At 40.8% G+C, this 13,166-nt stretch carries 11 protein-coding genes and 1 pseudogene; 3 read left to right on the top strand and 9 right to left on the bottom strand.

All coding sequences use genetic code 11. The features are described 5' to 3' along the window. Positions 1-27: 27 nt before the first annotated feature. Together EAL44_RS03400 and EAL44_RS03405 are read left to right on the top strand one after the other, a co-directional pair. Complete coding sequence (locus EAL44_RS03400; RefSeq protein WP_000554089.1) at positions 28-480, top strand: hypothetical protein; 453 nt, start codon at positions 28-30, stop codon at positions 478-480. A 67-nt stretch (positions 481-547) separates the two neighbouring features. Beyond that, positions 548-961 carry a hypothetical protein gene (locus EAL44_RS03405; RefSeq protein ID WP_064436501.1) on the top strand — a complete coding sequence of 138 codons (414 nt, stop codon included), beginning with the start codon at positions 548-550 and terminating at the stop codon, positions 959-961. A 4-nt stretch (positions 962-965) separates the two neighbouring features. On the opposite strand, the gene hydE is transcribed toward EAL44_RS03405, so the two are convergent. Genes hydE through EAL44_RS03430 form a run of 5 tightly spaced genes read right to left on the bottom strand, consistent with a single transcriptional unit; the run spans position 966 to position 6,623 of the window. Beyond that, a complete protein-coding gene (gene hydE, locus EAL44_RS03410) occupies positions 966-2,504 on the bottom strand; it encodes a hydrogenase biosynthesis protein HydE (protein ID WP_121074697.1) in 1,539 nt (512 codons plus the stop codon). Position 2,505: 1 nt separating this feature from the next. After that, complete coding sequence (hydD, locus tag EAL44_RS03415; RefSeq protein ID WP_000078616.1) at positions 2,506-3,042, bottom strand: hydrogenase biosynthesis protein HydD; 537 nt, start codon at positions 3,040-3,042, stop codon at positions 2,506-2,508. After that, positions 3,039-3,707 carry a Ni/Fe-hydrogenase, b-type cytochrome subunit gene (gene cybH, locus EAL44_RS03420; RefSeq protein ID WP_121074700.1) on the bottom strand — a complete coding sequence of 223 codons (669 nt, stop codon included), beginning with the start codon at positions 3,705-3,707 and terminating at the stop codon, positions 3,039-3,041. The genes hydD and cybH overlap by 4 nt, the downstream gene beginning before the upstream one ends. A 12-nt stretch (positions 3,708-3,719) precedes the next feature. After that, the gene (locus EAL44_RS03425; RefSeq protein WP_120883994.1) at positions 3,720-5,456 is read right to left on the bottom strand and encodes a nickel-dependent hydrogenase large subunit; all 1,737 of its coding nucleotides are present in this window, start codon (positions 5,454-5,456) and stop codon (positions 3,720-3,722) included. 9 nt (positions 5,457-5,465) lie between these two features. Next, positions 5,466-6,623, bottom strand: coding sequence for a hydrogenase 1 small subunit (locus EAL44_RS03430; RefSeq protein ID WP_121074703.1), 1,158 nt, complete (start codon positions 6,621-6,623; stop codon positions 5,466-5,468). Between the two features lie 159 nt (positions 6,624-6,782). On the opposite strand from EAL44_RS03430, the gene mdaB reads away from it, so the two are divergent. Further along, positions 6,783-7,367 carry an NADPH:quinone oxidoreductase MdaB gene (mdaB, locus tag EAL44_RS03435; RefSeq protein WP_001945454.1) on the top strand — a complete coding sequence of 195 codons (585 nt, stop codon included), beginning with the start codon at positions 6,783-6,785 and terminating at the stop codon, positions 7,365-7,367. A gap of 45 nt (positions 7,368-7,412) precedes the next feature. Here the strand turns inward: mdaB and EAL44_RS03440 are convergent. From EAL44_RS03440 to ispG, 4 genes and pseudogenes are all read right to left on the bottom strand, one after another. Further along, a pseudogene (locus tag EAL44_RS03440) lies at positions 7,413-9,462 on the bottom strand (DUF262 domain-containing protein). A gap of 242 nt (positions 9,463-9,704) precedes the next feature. Continuing rightward, positions 9,705-10,763 (bottom strand): tetratricopeptide repeat protein, encoded by a 1,059-nt coding sequence (locus EAL44_RS03445; RefSeq protein ID WP_121074706.1) that lies wholly within the window; start codon positions 10,761-10,763, stop codon positions 9,705-9,707. Positions 10,764-10,774: 11 nt separating this feature from the next. Then, on the bottom strand, positions 10,775-11,980 hold the full coding sequence (locus tag EAL44_RS03450) for a 2,3,4,5-tetrahydropyridine-2,6-carboxylate N-succinyltransferase (RefSeq protein WP_121074709.1): 1,206 nt from the start codon (positions 11,978-11,980) through the stop codon (positions 10,775-10,777). A gap of 2 nt (positions 11,981-11,982) precedes the next feature. Next, positions 11,983-13,062 (bottom strand): flavodoxin-dependent (E)-4-hydroxy-3-methylbut-2-enyl-diphosphate synthase, encoded by a 1,080-nt coding sequence (ispG, locus tag EAL44_RS03455; protein WP_000892478.1) that lies wholly within the window; start codon positions 13,060-13,062, stop codon positions 11,983-11,985. Positions 13,063-13,166: the final 104 nt, after the last annotated feature.

The raw sequence follows: 13,166 nt of genomic DNA on the forward strand, positions 1-13,166 counted from the left end.
TAGTTATTTTAAAATTTAGGAAAACCCATGCATCAAAACAATAAAACTTTTTTACCCAACCAATCCGCTCATCTTTCTAAAATCGTTCTTTTTTTAAACACCGGCTTTTTAGCCTATCTGTTAAGTGCTTGTGGGGCGAATGTGCCTATAGAAGAAGTGATAGTTAAAGATCCTAAAGAAACCAAAGCTCAAGAAGTCGCCAGAGAAGAAAACGCCATCCAGCAAGAAAACGCCACTATTGATGCGCGCACCACGCCTTTAATCAATCGTTTCACTAATTATAACGCTTATGGTTCTCTAAACGGCTTTTACAATTCAGTGGATAACCTCAATTCGCCCATGCAAAACGGCATGTATGGAGGCTATTACATGCCTTATTATTACATGCCTTATGGTTTCATGCCTTATGGGTCAGGTCTTATGCCTTATGGGCCTTATGGGTATGGAGCACCTGGATACTTCCCTTACGCTTTTTATTGATTAGTTTATTCTAACATGCTATGGTAGTGTGATAAAGAAAGGCTACGGCTATATAAGAGGAGATCTTATGCGTATAGTTAGAAATTTATTTCTTGTATCGTTTGTGGCGTATAGTAGTGCGTTCGCAGCGGATTTAGAAACCGAAACTAAAAGCGAAAAAAAGAGCGGTAAAAAATTTTACAAACTCCATAAAAACCATGGCTCAGAAACCGAGGCTAAAAACGACAAAAAGCTTTATGATTTCACTAAAAATAGCGGATTAGAAGGCGTGGATTTAGAAAAAAGCCCTAACCTTAAAAGCCATAAAAAAAGCGACAAAAAGTTTTACAAACAACTCGCTAAAAACAATATCGCCGAAGGGGTGAGCATGCCGATTGTGAATTTCAATAAAGCCCTGTCTTTTGGGCCTTATTTTGAAAGGACTAAAAGCAAAAAAACCCAATACATGGACGGCGGGCTGATGATGCACATCCGCTTTTAAGCCCTTATTCATAATCCAAAAACGCATGCGTTTTAAGAGCGAGGGTTTTAGGGAAATACCGCACAAACAAATCCAAAAACACTTTTTCACCAAAGAAATCCCCAGCGATCGTTACTTCTTGGACGCTAAAATTTTGTGCGTTATCCCAAATGAAATTCCCTAAAAACTCCGCTAAAGAATCCAAAATCCCCAAACTCAAAATTTCATTTTCCACGCCTGCGAGCCTGAAACTCATCGCGCTGTGCATGATCTTTGAAAAGTTTAAAGCCATTTTCAAAGAATCGTCTTTAAGGATTTTATAATCAATCCTAGGGCCTTTAGGGCGTAAGCATTCTTTAGCCAAAGAAATAACGCTATGCGAATGAAAATCCTCGCTATACCCCAAAATAAAGCCTAAAATGCGAAAAAAATCCAATAAATTCGCGCCCCATAGATTGTATTGAGAAAGCTCTGCAATGCGCGCGTAAAAATCAGGGAATTTAGCCGCGTAGTTTTGTAGCATTCTGGAGGCTTTTTCATCTTGTTTGAGGAGATTAAATATTTGATTGAAATCAAAACCAACACTTAAAAGCGTTTTTAAAGAATCATTAGCATGCAATAACAACCTTGTAGGGTGCTTGAAACTAAAATACAAAACGATAGAATTGGGGGTTTCTCTTAAAAACTCTAATTCATCTTTAAAAGGAAGGGTTGAAAGATGGTTTTCTAGCACGAATTTTTTAGTGGGTGTGATCAAGCGCTTAGGGGTTTTAAAAAGCGCTTCATAATGCAAAAGCGTTTCACAAGAATGGCTTTCATGCGTAAAAACAAATTCTATCCCCTCATCTTGTAAAATATGACACAATAAATTCAATATGGGGTCATAGGGTAGTTGGGCTATGATTTCATCGTTTTTGAAAGTGTCTTTAAACACGCTTTTTAATGGGGCTTTGATGGAGGGTTTTTCCAAACTGGCTAAATATTGAGCGTCCTCTAAAGGCAATTTAGTGCAGGTTAAAACGCTAGAAAGATCGCTAAAAATAACGCTTGGAGAGGGCTTTTTTAAAGAAAAAAATAACGGCCCCCTAGAAGTGAAAATAGGGATAAAATCTTGTGTTTTGAGCATGCCTTTTAATTGGGTTAAGCAATCTATAAGCTCTTTAGGGCTATGAATCATTTTCCCTTTAAAAGCGGTGTTTTCAATCAAGCCCAAAGTATTGGCATACAAAGATGAATTGTTGTCTAAAAAATCTTGATGCTCTTTAGCGTTCATAAAAAGGGGCTTTGAAGGGCTTGCTGTTTGGAAAAGATTTTCATCTAAAGGCTCTGTGATTTCCTTTAAAGACAAAAAGCTAAAATCTAAAGAAAAGGGCAGAATCTCACTGAGTTTTTGCGCGAATTCTAAAGTGATCTCAGCACTCGCTTGGAGGTAGAAAGAAGTCGTATTATCCTTATAAACGCTATAAAAACGTGCTTGCAAATGGAGCGCCATTTGCTCTAAAAGGGGCGTAAAAATCAAGCTTGTTTTTTCATTAACGCATCTAAAAAGAAAAACAAAAACCAATTCAAAAACCCTTATAAGAGAGTTCAGCGATACAATCTAGGGCGATATTGCCCGTGCGTTGCATTTTAACCCCCCATGCGTTGAGTTGGGTTTCTATGGCTTTTAGGGCTGTTTCTAAAGCGTTTAACATTTCGCTTGAAAGCTTGAAAGTGGTCTCGCTCCCTATCACAAAAGGCACAAGCCCCACGATAAAAGTTTTAGGCAAATCCCCTAAAAACTCCGTGAGCCTTAAAGTGTGCAGCATTTCCACTTCATGCGCGCTCCCAGCCCATGTGATTTCTTTAGGAGCGTCCTTAAAATCAAAGGCATAAACTGATCCTATTTCAACGCCTTTAGCACTCACGCAATCCAAAATCAAAACCTTTTCATACGAAGTGATTAAAGGAATGAGTTGCTGAGCCATAGTCCCCCCATCCACAATATCCACGCTAGGGAAAAAAGAAAAATTCTTTTTAAGATAGTGGGCTAGATGCACCCCAATCCCTTCATCGCCAAAAAGGATATTGCCAATGCCTAAAATTAGGATTTTTTGACTCATTCTTTGGTGTAACCATAGCCATTAATCATAGAATCCGCCCCTGAACTATCATACCTGATAGAATGGAAAAACACCATATAAACATGCACAGGGACAAACAAAATAAACCCCCAAGTCGCTAAGTGGTGGATAAAACGCACATTCGCTAACCCCCCACAAAGCGCTTCAAACCACTTAAAAGCGCTTGCTAAAAACGCCCCAAGCCCCGCATGATAGACATTATAATACAGCACCACTCCGCTCAAACTCATCAATACCACTAAAATAGTCAAAGTCAAATAAGCCACGAGTTGGATAGGGTTATACGCTCCTTTAGTGTGGGTTTTGCCGCTGATAAGAAAATACGCTTTCATCTGATCTATCCAAGCTTTTGGGCTTAAAAGTTGGCCAAAACTCCTGCGTTCCATTAAGCTTTCTTTAGTGAAAAAAAGATAAGTTCTAAAGATTAATGCGCTAATGAGCAAAAACCCAAACATGACATGAAAAGAGCGCACATAAGCTTGTAAAAGATACACCCCTTTATAAAAGCTAGAATTAGGTTGCAAAAAAGGGTAAGCGATGTAAAACCCTGTAGCGATTAAAGTAAAAATACTCAAAGCCCTAACCCAATGGAAAAAGCGCACAAAACCTGAATACTCTTTGTGTAAAACGACCTTTTTATCCATGCGTGTCCCTTTTTAGAATTTAGCGAAATTAGGCTCTACTTTAAACTCGTTTAAAGACTGCCCTTTAAAATCCATCACATGCACTGAGCATGCGATGCATGGGTCAAAAGAATGGATAGTCCTAATGATTTCTAAAGGCTGGGTTAAATCAGCGATTTTAGTGCCAATCAAGCTCATTTCATAAGCCCCCCTTTGATTTTGAGAATCTCTAGGCCCTGCATTCCAAGTAGAAGGCACCACCGCTTGATAATTTTCCACCACGCCGTTTTTAATACGCACCCAATGGCTTAGCATGCCCCTTGGCACTTGACCAATGTAGCGCCCTTTATATTCTTGATTTTTATCAATGTGATAAGGAACGCAAGTGCTTTGATCGCTCTTTAGATTTTCCACTAACGCATCAAACGCCAAAAGGCCATTATCAGCAATCGTTTTAGCTTCAATACACCTTGCAGCTGTGCGCCCAAGCGTTGAAAACAACGCCTCTAAAGGCAGTTTCGTGTCTTTTAAAAATTTAGTAGCCACTTCAGTAACATAAGGGTTTTTCGCCGCTAAACCTACCACTACGGAACTTAAAGGGCCTACTTCCATGGGCTTACTATCGTATCTGGGCGATTTGATCCAAGAATATTTATTTTTAGTGTCAAGCACTTTAGCAGGGATTATTTTATTTTCAATCCCCACGCTCTCGCCGTCTTTTAAACCGGTATAATGCGGGTTAGTTTGCCCGTCATAAGGGTGGAGTTGCACCTCTTTAGTGTCTTCATATTGATACCAAGAATGCGTAACTTCTTCTTTAATCAAACTTTCATCAATGGGGTGCAGTTTAGAAATATCCCCATCAAGCACCACCCCACTACTCAAAAGGTATTTATCTTTCCCGAGCAACACTTCTTCATAAGCGATAAAATTCCTTAAGCCGCAGCCTTTAATGACAGATTGTTCGTTAGCGAACATTTCGCCTGCCATCACCAAATCAGGGTAGTATGCATGGTTAATAAAATTGGCTACCACTTCAAACTTGCTCTTCCATTCAGCCAATCTCGTCGGATCCAATATATCCATAACACTCGTAACACCCCCCACCGTTAGGCTTTGTGGGTGAGGCTGTTTGGCCCCAAAAATAGCGGTCATTTTCGCCGCTTCCCTTTGGATTTCTAAAAGCTTGAGGTAGTGGCTTAAGACGATTAAATTTTGCTCTGGGCTTAAACGATAGGTTTTATGCCCATAGTAGCCATTACTAAAAGGCCCCAAAGATCCGCTTTTAGCGAAATCATTCAAGCGTTTTTGAACCGCTTTTAATTCGCCCGCACCGGTATTAATGGGATAAGGGCTGTATTTGAAAGAAAGTTTTGCCGCTTGAATGGGATCGGCTTTTAAAGCGCTCATAATATCGCACCAATCAAGCCCATGCAAAGTATAAAAATGCACCACATGGTCATGAAAAAGCAACGCCATGTTCATCAAAGATCGCACCAATTGCGCGTTCAATGGGGGGGTGATGCCTAGAGCGTTTTCTACCGCAGTGATACCGGCTTTATAATGCGAATAAGTGCACACCCCGCAAATCCTTTGAGCGATAAAGCCTGCATCTCGTGGGTCTCTGCCCTTAATGATCGTCTCTAGCCCCCTAAAAAGCGTAGAAGAAGAAAATGCATCGGTGATCACATTATCATCATCTACGATCACTTCAATCCTTAAATGCCCCTCAATCCTAGTGATAGGATCGACTACGATTTTTTTTGACATGTTAATCCCTTATTGCTCTTTATTTTTGATCGCTTTAGAAAGGAGCGCATGCGCGGCAATCCCAATAGCGGTTGCACTGAGTAAAGTCGTGCCGACTTTATCGGCCACTTTATCAGCCCCTAAGCCATCAAAGGCGGTTTTAATGGAGCGATTCGCCAAAGGCTCTTCAAAAGGACTCATCGTATCCCAAAAATTAGGCTCAGAACACCCTATGCACCCATGCCCTGCGCCTATGGGCCAAGAGGTGTGTGAATTGAAGCGGAGTTTGGAGCAATTGTTGAAAGTGTAAGGCCCTTTACAGCCCATTTTATACAAACAAAAGCCCCTTTTAGCGTTTTCATCGCCAAAATGCTCCACAAATTCGCCCGCATCAAAATGCCCCCTCCTTTCGCACAAATCATGAATCCTATTCCCATAAGCCCAAGAGGGGCGGTTATACACATCTAATTTAGGGAGAGCCCCAAACATCAAGTAATAAAGCACATTGCCCACGATATTTTTTTCACTAGGCGGGCAACCGGGAACATTGATTACGGGTTTATCAATGATTTTGTGTAAGGGTTGCGCGTTAGAGGGGTTAGGGTAAGCCGCTTGAACGCCCCCAAAACTTGAGCATGTGCCTATGGCAAAAATAGCGGCTGCGTGTTGAGCGGCTTTCCTGCACTCTTCAGCCCCCGTTTCAGCGTTTGGGCCTTGAGTGAGAAAGTATTCCGTGCCTTGGGGGATACCGCCCTCTACCATTAAAATGTAATTGTTTTTATGCTTTTCTATGGCGTCATGCAAGCTTTTTTCAGCCTGAAAACCGCTCGCTACCATGATGGTCTCATGGTATTCTAGGTTAATGTAATCAAAAATGATGCTATCAATGGTGGGGTCTGCACTCCTTAACAAGCTCTCGCTGCAACCGGTGCATTCTGCCATGTGCAACCAAATCACAGGCAATCTGTTAGCCACTTCTACCGCTTTTAAAGTCAAGGGGGCAAAACTAGCCGGCAAGGCTAAAGTCGCGCTCATCATGCCCGCCCACTTCAACAAATCACGCCTGGAAATGCCCGCACCCTTAAACTCGTCTTGCAAGTTTTTATGCTCGTTATGAGCGTTAAACGAGCTGACTATTTCAAGGCGTTCTTCAATCTTTTGATAGGTCTTTTTTTCATCGTAGAACATCGCCACTCCTTCATAAAAATTTGCATTATCTTAACATAATAAAAATAATGTAGTGGCAATTGATTATTTTTTAACTTTTATTTTAGATGAAAGGAATTTCTTTAACATTAAGTTTCATTTGGATAAAATTCCCCCCTATTTTATTAAAAAGGGAACAAAATGAAAAAAGTACTCATCATTAATGGAGCCAAAGCGTTCGGGCATTCTGGGGGGAAACTCAATGAAACCTTAACCCACCATGCAAAAAAAACTCTAGAGTCTTTAGGGTTAGAAGTGGATACAACGATCGTGGATAAAGGCTATGAAAAGAGCCAAGAAGTGGAGAAATTCTTTAACGCTGATGCGACGATTTGGCAAATGCCTGGCTGGTGGATGGGAGAGCCTTGGATTGTGAAAAAATACATTGATGAAGTTTTCACTTCAGGGCATGGGAAGCTTTATGCTAGCGATGGCAGAAGTTCGCAAAACCCCACTAAAAACTATGGGAAAGGGGGCTTGATGCAAGGCAAAAAATACATGTTGAGCTTGACTTGGAACGCTCCCATTGAAGCCTTTAATGATCCTAATGAATTTTTTGAAGGGGTGGGCGTGGATGTTGTGTATTTGCATTTGCATAAAGCGTTCCAATTTTTAGGGCTTTCAGCGTTGCCTACTTTTATTTGTAATGATGTGATGAAAAACCCCCAAGTGGAGCAGTATCTCAACTCCCTAACCACGCATTTGTGCCAAGCTTTTGGCAAGTGATTTTAAAATTTTTTTAACCCCCCATTTCTTTGGGGGGCTTGTTTGTTACACAATAAAGTCTCTGGGATTGAGATCGCAGCCTAAGATAAGATCTTTAAGATTACTGCCCGTAGTTTGATAACTCGCATTGCTTACAAAGTAGAATCCGTATTTTTCAAAAGGCACAACCAAAGTGCCATCTCTATCCCTTAATTGCGCTTTTGCTTTATCCCAACAAATATATCTTGGCTCTTCATCTGTGTAGCTTTCAAAGGCTTCTCTGGCATTTTCTAGCAAGTAGTCTATGACAGCGCTAGTTAATTCCTTAGCGTTTCTTGCCATTTGCCTTTGGCCATTGGGGAGCTTGACGCTTTGAAGATTATGGTTAGTTAAGTCATCACCAAGGGTTTTGTGAAGCTCTCTTGTGCGGTATTCTTTAGGCAAATCTTTAAACAATCCCACTTGACAGAATTGATTTGCTAAATATTCGCTCCTGGCCCTCACTTCCTCTATCCCCCAAGAATGGGTGTTATTGATGAAATAGTCGTTTAAATGCAAGGAGCTGTATTCTTCCATAAGCTCTATTTTTACCTCGTAAGATTTGTTGCTAAGCTTTTGATTTTGCCCTGATAAGGTTAAATTCCCAAAATTATTGAGGTAGTCTTGCTCAAAAGTGAAATAGTCCCCCACCCTATCGCGCCATTCTTGTGTGGGGGTTTTGGGGTAGAAATGCTCCACTTCTAGATTTTCTTCTCTTGGCGGTTCGGCGTTGCTTAGCTTTTCTATCTCAAGCAAAATGAATTTGCACACTTGATTTGTTGCATAAGCGTTACGCACAAGAAACGCCGATCTAATTCTATCGTCATTAGGGAACGCCGTTTGACCAACGCTCTTACCCAAATACCGCTTCAACGCATCGGCTGAAACGTTTTCTAGCTGTCTGTATAAAATATAAAGAACTTTGTTAAGTGCACCGGTAGGATCTCCGCACACGCTCCGGCGCACATAGTAGCTGATAAGGATTTGCAAAATTTCGTGGAAGTTTTCATAATCCAATTTGCCTTCTTCAAAATCTCTGGCGCAACGCAAAATAAAAGGCTTTGCCACGCCAAATTTGACTTTCATAAGATCTTTAATACGCAAGCGTAAATTCGCTAACTGCTGCGGATCCCCACACTCTAAAATATAAAATATGATGATCTCTGTCTAAAAAGATTTGATAGATTCTGCCATACTCACGCATATCGCTCATAAGACCTTGTATATCATCAGGGAAATTGTCTCTGTGGTGGGCTTTTAGCGTGTAATACACTTCACGCTCTCCCTCCTTAAATCTATCCTCAAAATAGATTCTTAAATAGGTTTTGATAAAATCATTCAAATCCTTTTCGCCAAGCCAATTTTCTAAAGAAATCCAATAAGTGTCATAAAGATGTTTCTGTCTGTCAGAATTTTCCCCCATCATCAGATAGTTGCGGATGAGATCCAGCCCTTTTAATTGCACGCCGGTAGCGTTAATGCTTTCAAACACCACTTGCGGATCATCTTCGCCTAGCTCTAAGCCTATGGCTACGATTTTAAGCCGCAAAAACGCGCCGTAAATCTCTTCAATGCGATACCCTTTTTCTAGATACTTGTCAAGCTCTTTGGTGAAAAATCTATAATTGTTTCTCACATGGGATACGCCTTGTATTTCATGCGATCGATTTTGCATGACAAGCTCAAAGGCTTCTTTGTCGCTTTTAATGGGCTTTAGGCGTAGCCTTTGTCCTGTAAAATTGAGTAGCCCATCAATCTCTTTTTTTATCCCTTCATTTTGTATCTTTGTCTCTATGGCTTTAAGCAAAAGCATGATGGTGGTAATCCTTTGCTGCCCATCAATGATGACAAATTCTTGCAGTTGTCTTAAGCTCTTTTCATCATCAATCAAATGCAAAATATAAGTGATAGAACCCATGAAATGCGTTTTCTTGTTTTGTGAAATACTGACAATATCTTGCAGTAATTTTTCACAATTTTCTTCTTCCCAAGTGTAGTTCCTCTGGTATACAGGGATAGAAAATATCGTGCCTGTTAAGGCAAAAAAGTCGTTAATGGTGCTTTGTGTCGCTTTCATCGCTTTTCCTTTTTAAATCAATTATCATCGCACCGAGTATATTAAATCAAAAAAAAAAAAAAATAGCTTAAATTTGTGAAAAAACCGCAATTTGTGGCTGAATTTATCTAAAAAAAGGTAAAAGAGCTTTGCGCAAAGCAAGCACTAATCTCTTAAAAATGCGATCTTTGGGGGGTTAAGTTAATGGGAGCGAGAATGATTTCAAAATACCCTCTATCCCTTAAGAAAGAGTTTTGCTATTACTAGGGCATCTCATAAGAATTATACGGCATGAACAAGCGCCCGTAATTAGGGTTCACGCGCAATAAATGCTCTTTAAAATTCCCATAATTACGACAGCTTGACTCAAAACCATTATCGCACGCATACGAGAATAAATCCAAAGCCCTTTGGTCGTCTTGAGGCACGCCTAAGCCCTTTTGATACAGCACGCCTAAATTGTTACAGCTCCCCAAAATCCCCCCATCGCATGCCATTTGAAAATACTTCGCCGCATAGTGGTTATTCAAAGGAGCCCCTAAATCCCCATTCGCATAAATCCAGCCCAAATTCGCGCACCCCATCATATCCCCAGCGTTACAAGCCAAATAATTCAAATCCACTTGACTGAGTTGTGCCTTATCAATGCCATAAATATTATTCACATTAGACATCAAGCCTAAATTATAGCACCCCATATCATTCCCATTTTCGCATGAAAATTTATAATAACTTATCGCTTTGTAATAATCTTTTGGGACCCCACTCCCATTAGCAAACATCCACCCCAAATTATTGCATGCGAGCATGTCCCCCCCTTGACAAGCCACCGCATACAATTGCAAAGCATTTTCTTTGTCGTTTGAATCAGCGTTTTTTTTGTTTTCATACATTTGAGCTAAATTCGCGCAAGCGGTCGCATCGCCCCCACTGCAACCCATTTCATAGTAGCGAGCGGCTTTTAGTCTGTTGGTTTGGATCCCTACCCCATTAGCATACATCGCCCCCACCGCAAAACACCCGGCCGCATTGCCGTTATCGCACGATTGGGAAAAAAGCTTAAAAGCCCCTTGATAATCGCCCTTTTTAGCCAAATCAATACCGGCAGAAAGCTCGGTTTGAGCGTTTTCAGGCGATCCTAATTTGTCTAATAGATTGGAGTTATCGTTTTTAGGGGTGATTTGGGTGTTAGGGTTTGGTGTGCCCTTAGTATTAGCGGGGTTTAATTCAGGGGGCGTGTTTTTTGGGGCTTGATTGTTTTCTTCAGCGCCGCTAAGCTGTAAGATTAAAAAAACAAGCCATAACAAACTTTTTTTGAGCATTCTTTTAATCCTTAATGCAGGTTTTGATTCAACTCAATTTTTTTCACGCTCCTAAAAGCGATCAGCTTGCCATTTTGGCTATTGGAACGAAAATGCACGCCATTTTTTCCGGAAAGCTCTTTGCCTTTGTAAAGATTGTTGGCATGCTTTTCTAAATTATTATTCACTTCTAAAAGCTTTTTAAACTCATTTTCTTCAATTTCTATCACGCTCCCGGCTAGTATCGCAACGCCTGCATCCACAATACAGCCATCGCCTAGACTGATTCCGGTAACGCTATTAGCCCCTAGCAAACAATTTTTCCCGATGCTAATAGGGTTGTTATTCCCTCCGCTTAAAACGCCTAAAACGCTCGCTCCCCCACCAATATCAGTACCTGCTCCAACCACCACTGATGAAGAGATACGCCCCTCATTCATGCACACTCCCATAGCCCCTGCGTTAAAATTCACATAACTCGCCCCAGGCATTTGGGTATAACCTCCGGTCCCTAAATACGCCCCAAAGCGCGTTTTTGAGCTATCCAATAAGCGGATATTATCAAATTCAGGGATTAATTGCATCAAATAGCGTGGGAATTTATCTATAAAATCAATGCTGGGGAAATGGCCTCGCATTTTTAAAGCCACTTCGTTTATTCTAAGCCATTCTAATTCATAGGGCTTGTTGCCGCTCCAGGCCGCATTAGAAAATTGGTTAAAAATGCCCTCTAAATTCAAACTCCTCAAAGGGGCTTTCCCTAAAGAGAGCGCTAAAAGTTTCATATACGCGCTCTCCACGCTCTCGCAAGGCTTATCTTCATACAAGATCACCAAGCGATAAAGAGACTCCCCATTATTATTTTTCAAACGATTTTCTTCTAAAGCCTTTAAAAGCTCTAAAACCACTTGAATGTTTTTATGAGTCATTTTATTAGAATAGGCCTCATTCAAAAAGGGCGTATAAAAATCTAGCGCTTTTAACACAAAACTTTCATCAATCTCAACGACGCGCTCGCTCGCGCTCTCTTTTAGGATTTTGTCTTTAGAAAATGCATTGCAAAACACCGCATAAGAGCCTAGATTCTCCTCTTTCCAGTTCAAAACAGGGTAAGTAGCGCATAAAATCTTTTTGGAAATAGGGGCAATATCCACTCTGGCAATGCCAAAGCCTAAAGGCTCTTTATAGTTATTAGATTGCTGGTAGTTGCTCACAAAATTTTTAAATTTATTCATCATGCCTAATCCTTTAAACTTTTTTCTCTTTCTTTAGCTAAATTTTCCACTTCTATCACAAAGGTTTCAAACAAATCCTTTTCGGCTAGTTTATGGATGACTTTACCCTCTTTAATGATCAAACCGCTGCGATTCCCAAAAGCGATCGCCATGTCTGCATGCTTGGCTTCACCTAAAGCGTTCACCACACAGCCCATCACGCTAATGTCTAAAGGGGTTTTAATGTGGCTTAGGCGTTTTTCTACCTTGCTCGCCATATCCACTAAATTGGCTTCAATGCGCCCGCAAGTGGGGCAAGAAATCCAATTGATCCCCTCTTTCAAACGCCCGCTATGGCGTAAAATCGCTCTAGCCACTTTGATTTCATTTTCTAATTCCCCTGTGATGGATACGCGCATCGTATCCCCAATGCCCTCCATTAAAAGCCCCCCTAAAGCCATGGCGGATTTGATACTGGAGCTGAAAAGATTCCCCGCTTCAGTAACCCCCAAATGGAAAGGATAGATCACAAGAGGGCGTAGCATTCTGTAAGCTTGCATGGTGCGCATCACATCGCTCGCTTTTAAAGAAATCTTAAAATTGGTAAAATCCAAATCTTCTAAAAGTTTGGCGTTATACAAAGCGCTTTCTACCATGCCTTTTGGGGTCGGCCCGTATTTTTGATCAAACTGCTTTTCTAAACTCCCGGCATTCACGCCAATTCTTATAGGAATGTTTTTTTCTTTACAAGCATCAACCACCGCTTTAATTTTGTCTTTAGAGCCGATGTTTCCGGGGTTGATCCTGATTGCATCCACGCTTTGAGCGGCAATGAGAGCGAATTTATAATGGAAATGAATATCAGCAATTAAAGGCAAAGGAGACACTTTTTTCAATTCTTTTAAGGCCAGAGCGTCCTTTTCATTACTCACCGCCACCCTCACCAAATCAGCCCCGGCGAGTTTGAGTCGGTCAATTTGATTTTTAGTGCTTTCAATATCAGCGGTTTTACTAAAGGTCATGCTTTGCGTGCTAATAGGAGCATCACCCCCTATGGCGACGCCACCGATAAAAATTTGCTTGGTCTTAACTCTATTTTCTAGCATCAAACCTCTTCATCAGTTAAATTCTTATGCGCTATTATACTCTCTTATGCCCTTTCTTTTATGCTCTCTTTCGCTCTTTTTTAACGCTTTCAATGATAAACGCT

It is taken from the genome of Helicobacter pylori (assembly GCF_003637685.1).
Taxonomy (GTDB): Bacteria; Campylobacterota; Campylobacteria; order Campylobacterales; family Helicobacteraceae; genus Helicobacter; species Helicobacter pylori_CJ.

Excerpts from the sequence above, each read along its gene's own strand:
- cybH (WP_121074700.1), bottom strand. The coding sequence starts at position 3,707 with ATGGATAAAAAGGTCGTTTTACACAAAGAGTATTCAGGTTTTGTGCGC.
- EAL44_RS03430 (WP_121074703.1), bottom strand. The coding sequence starts at position 6,623 with ATGTTCTACGATGAAAAAAAGACCTATCAAAAGATTGAAGAACGCCTT.
- EAL44_RS03450 (WP_121074709.1), bottom strand. The coding sequence starts at position 11,980 with ATGATGAATAAATTTAAAAATTTTGTGAGCAACTACCAGCAATCTAAT.
- mdaB (WP_001945454.1), top strand. The coding sequence starts at position 6,783 with ATGAAAAAAGTACTCATCATTAATGGAGCCAAAGCGTTCGGGCATTCT.
- EAL44_RS03400 (WP_000554089.1), top strand. The coding sequence starts at position 28 with ATGCATCAAAACAATAAAACTTTTTTACCCAACCAATCCGCTCATCTT.
- hydD (WP_000078616.1), bottom strand. The coding sequence starts at position 3,042 with ATGAGTCAAAAAATCCTAATTTTAGGCATTGGCAATATCCTTTTTGGC.
- EAL44_RS03425 (WP_120883994.1), bottom strand. The coding sequence starts at position 5,456 with ATGTCAAAAAAAATCGTAGTCGATCCTATCACTAGGATTGAGGGGCAT.
- EAL44_RS03405 (WP_064436501.1), top strand. The coding sequence starts at position 548 with ATGCGTATAGTTAGAAATTTATTTCTTGTATCGTTTGTGGCGTATAGT.
- ispG (WP_000892478.1), bottom strand. The coding sequence starts at position 13,062 with ATGCTAGAAAATAGAGTTAAGACCAAGCAAATTTTTATCGGTGGCGTC.
- EAL44_RS03445 (WP_121074706.1), bottom strand. The coding sequence starts at position 10,763 with ATGCTCAAAAAAAGTTTGTTATGGCTTGTTTTTTTAATCTTACAGCTT.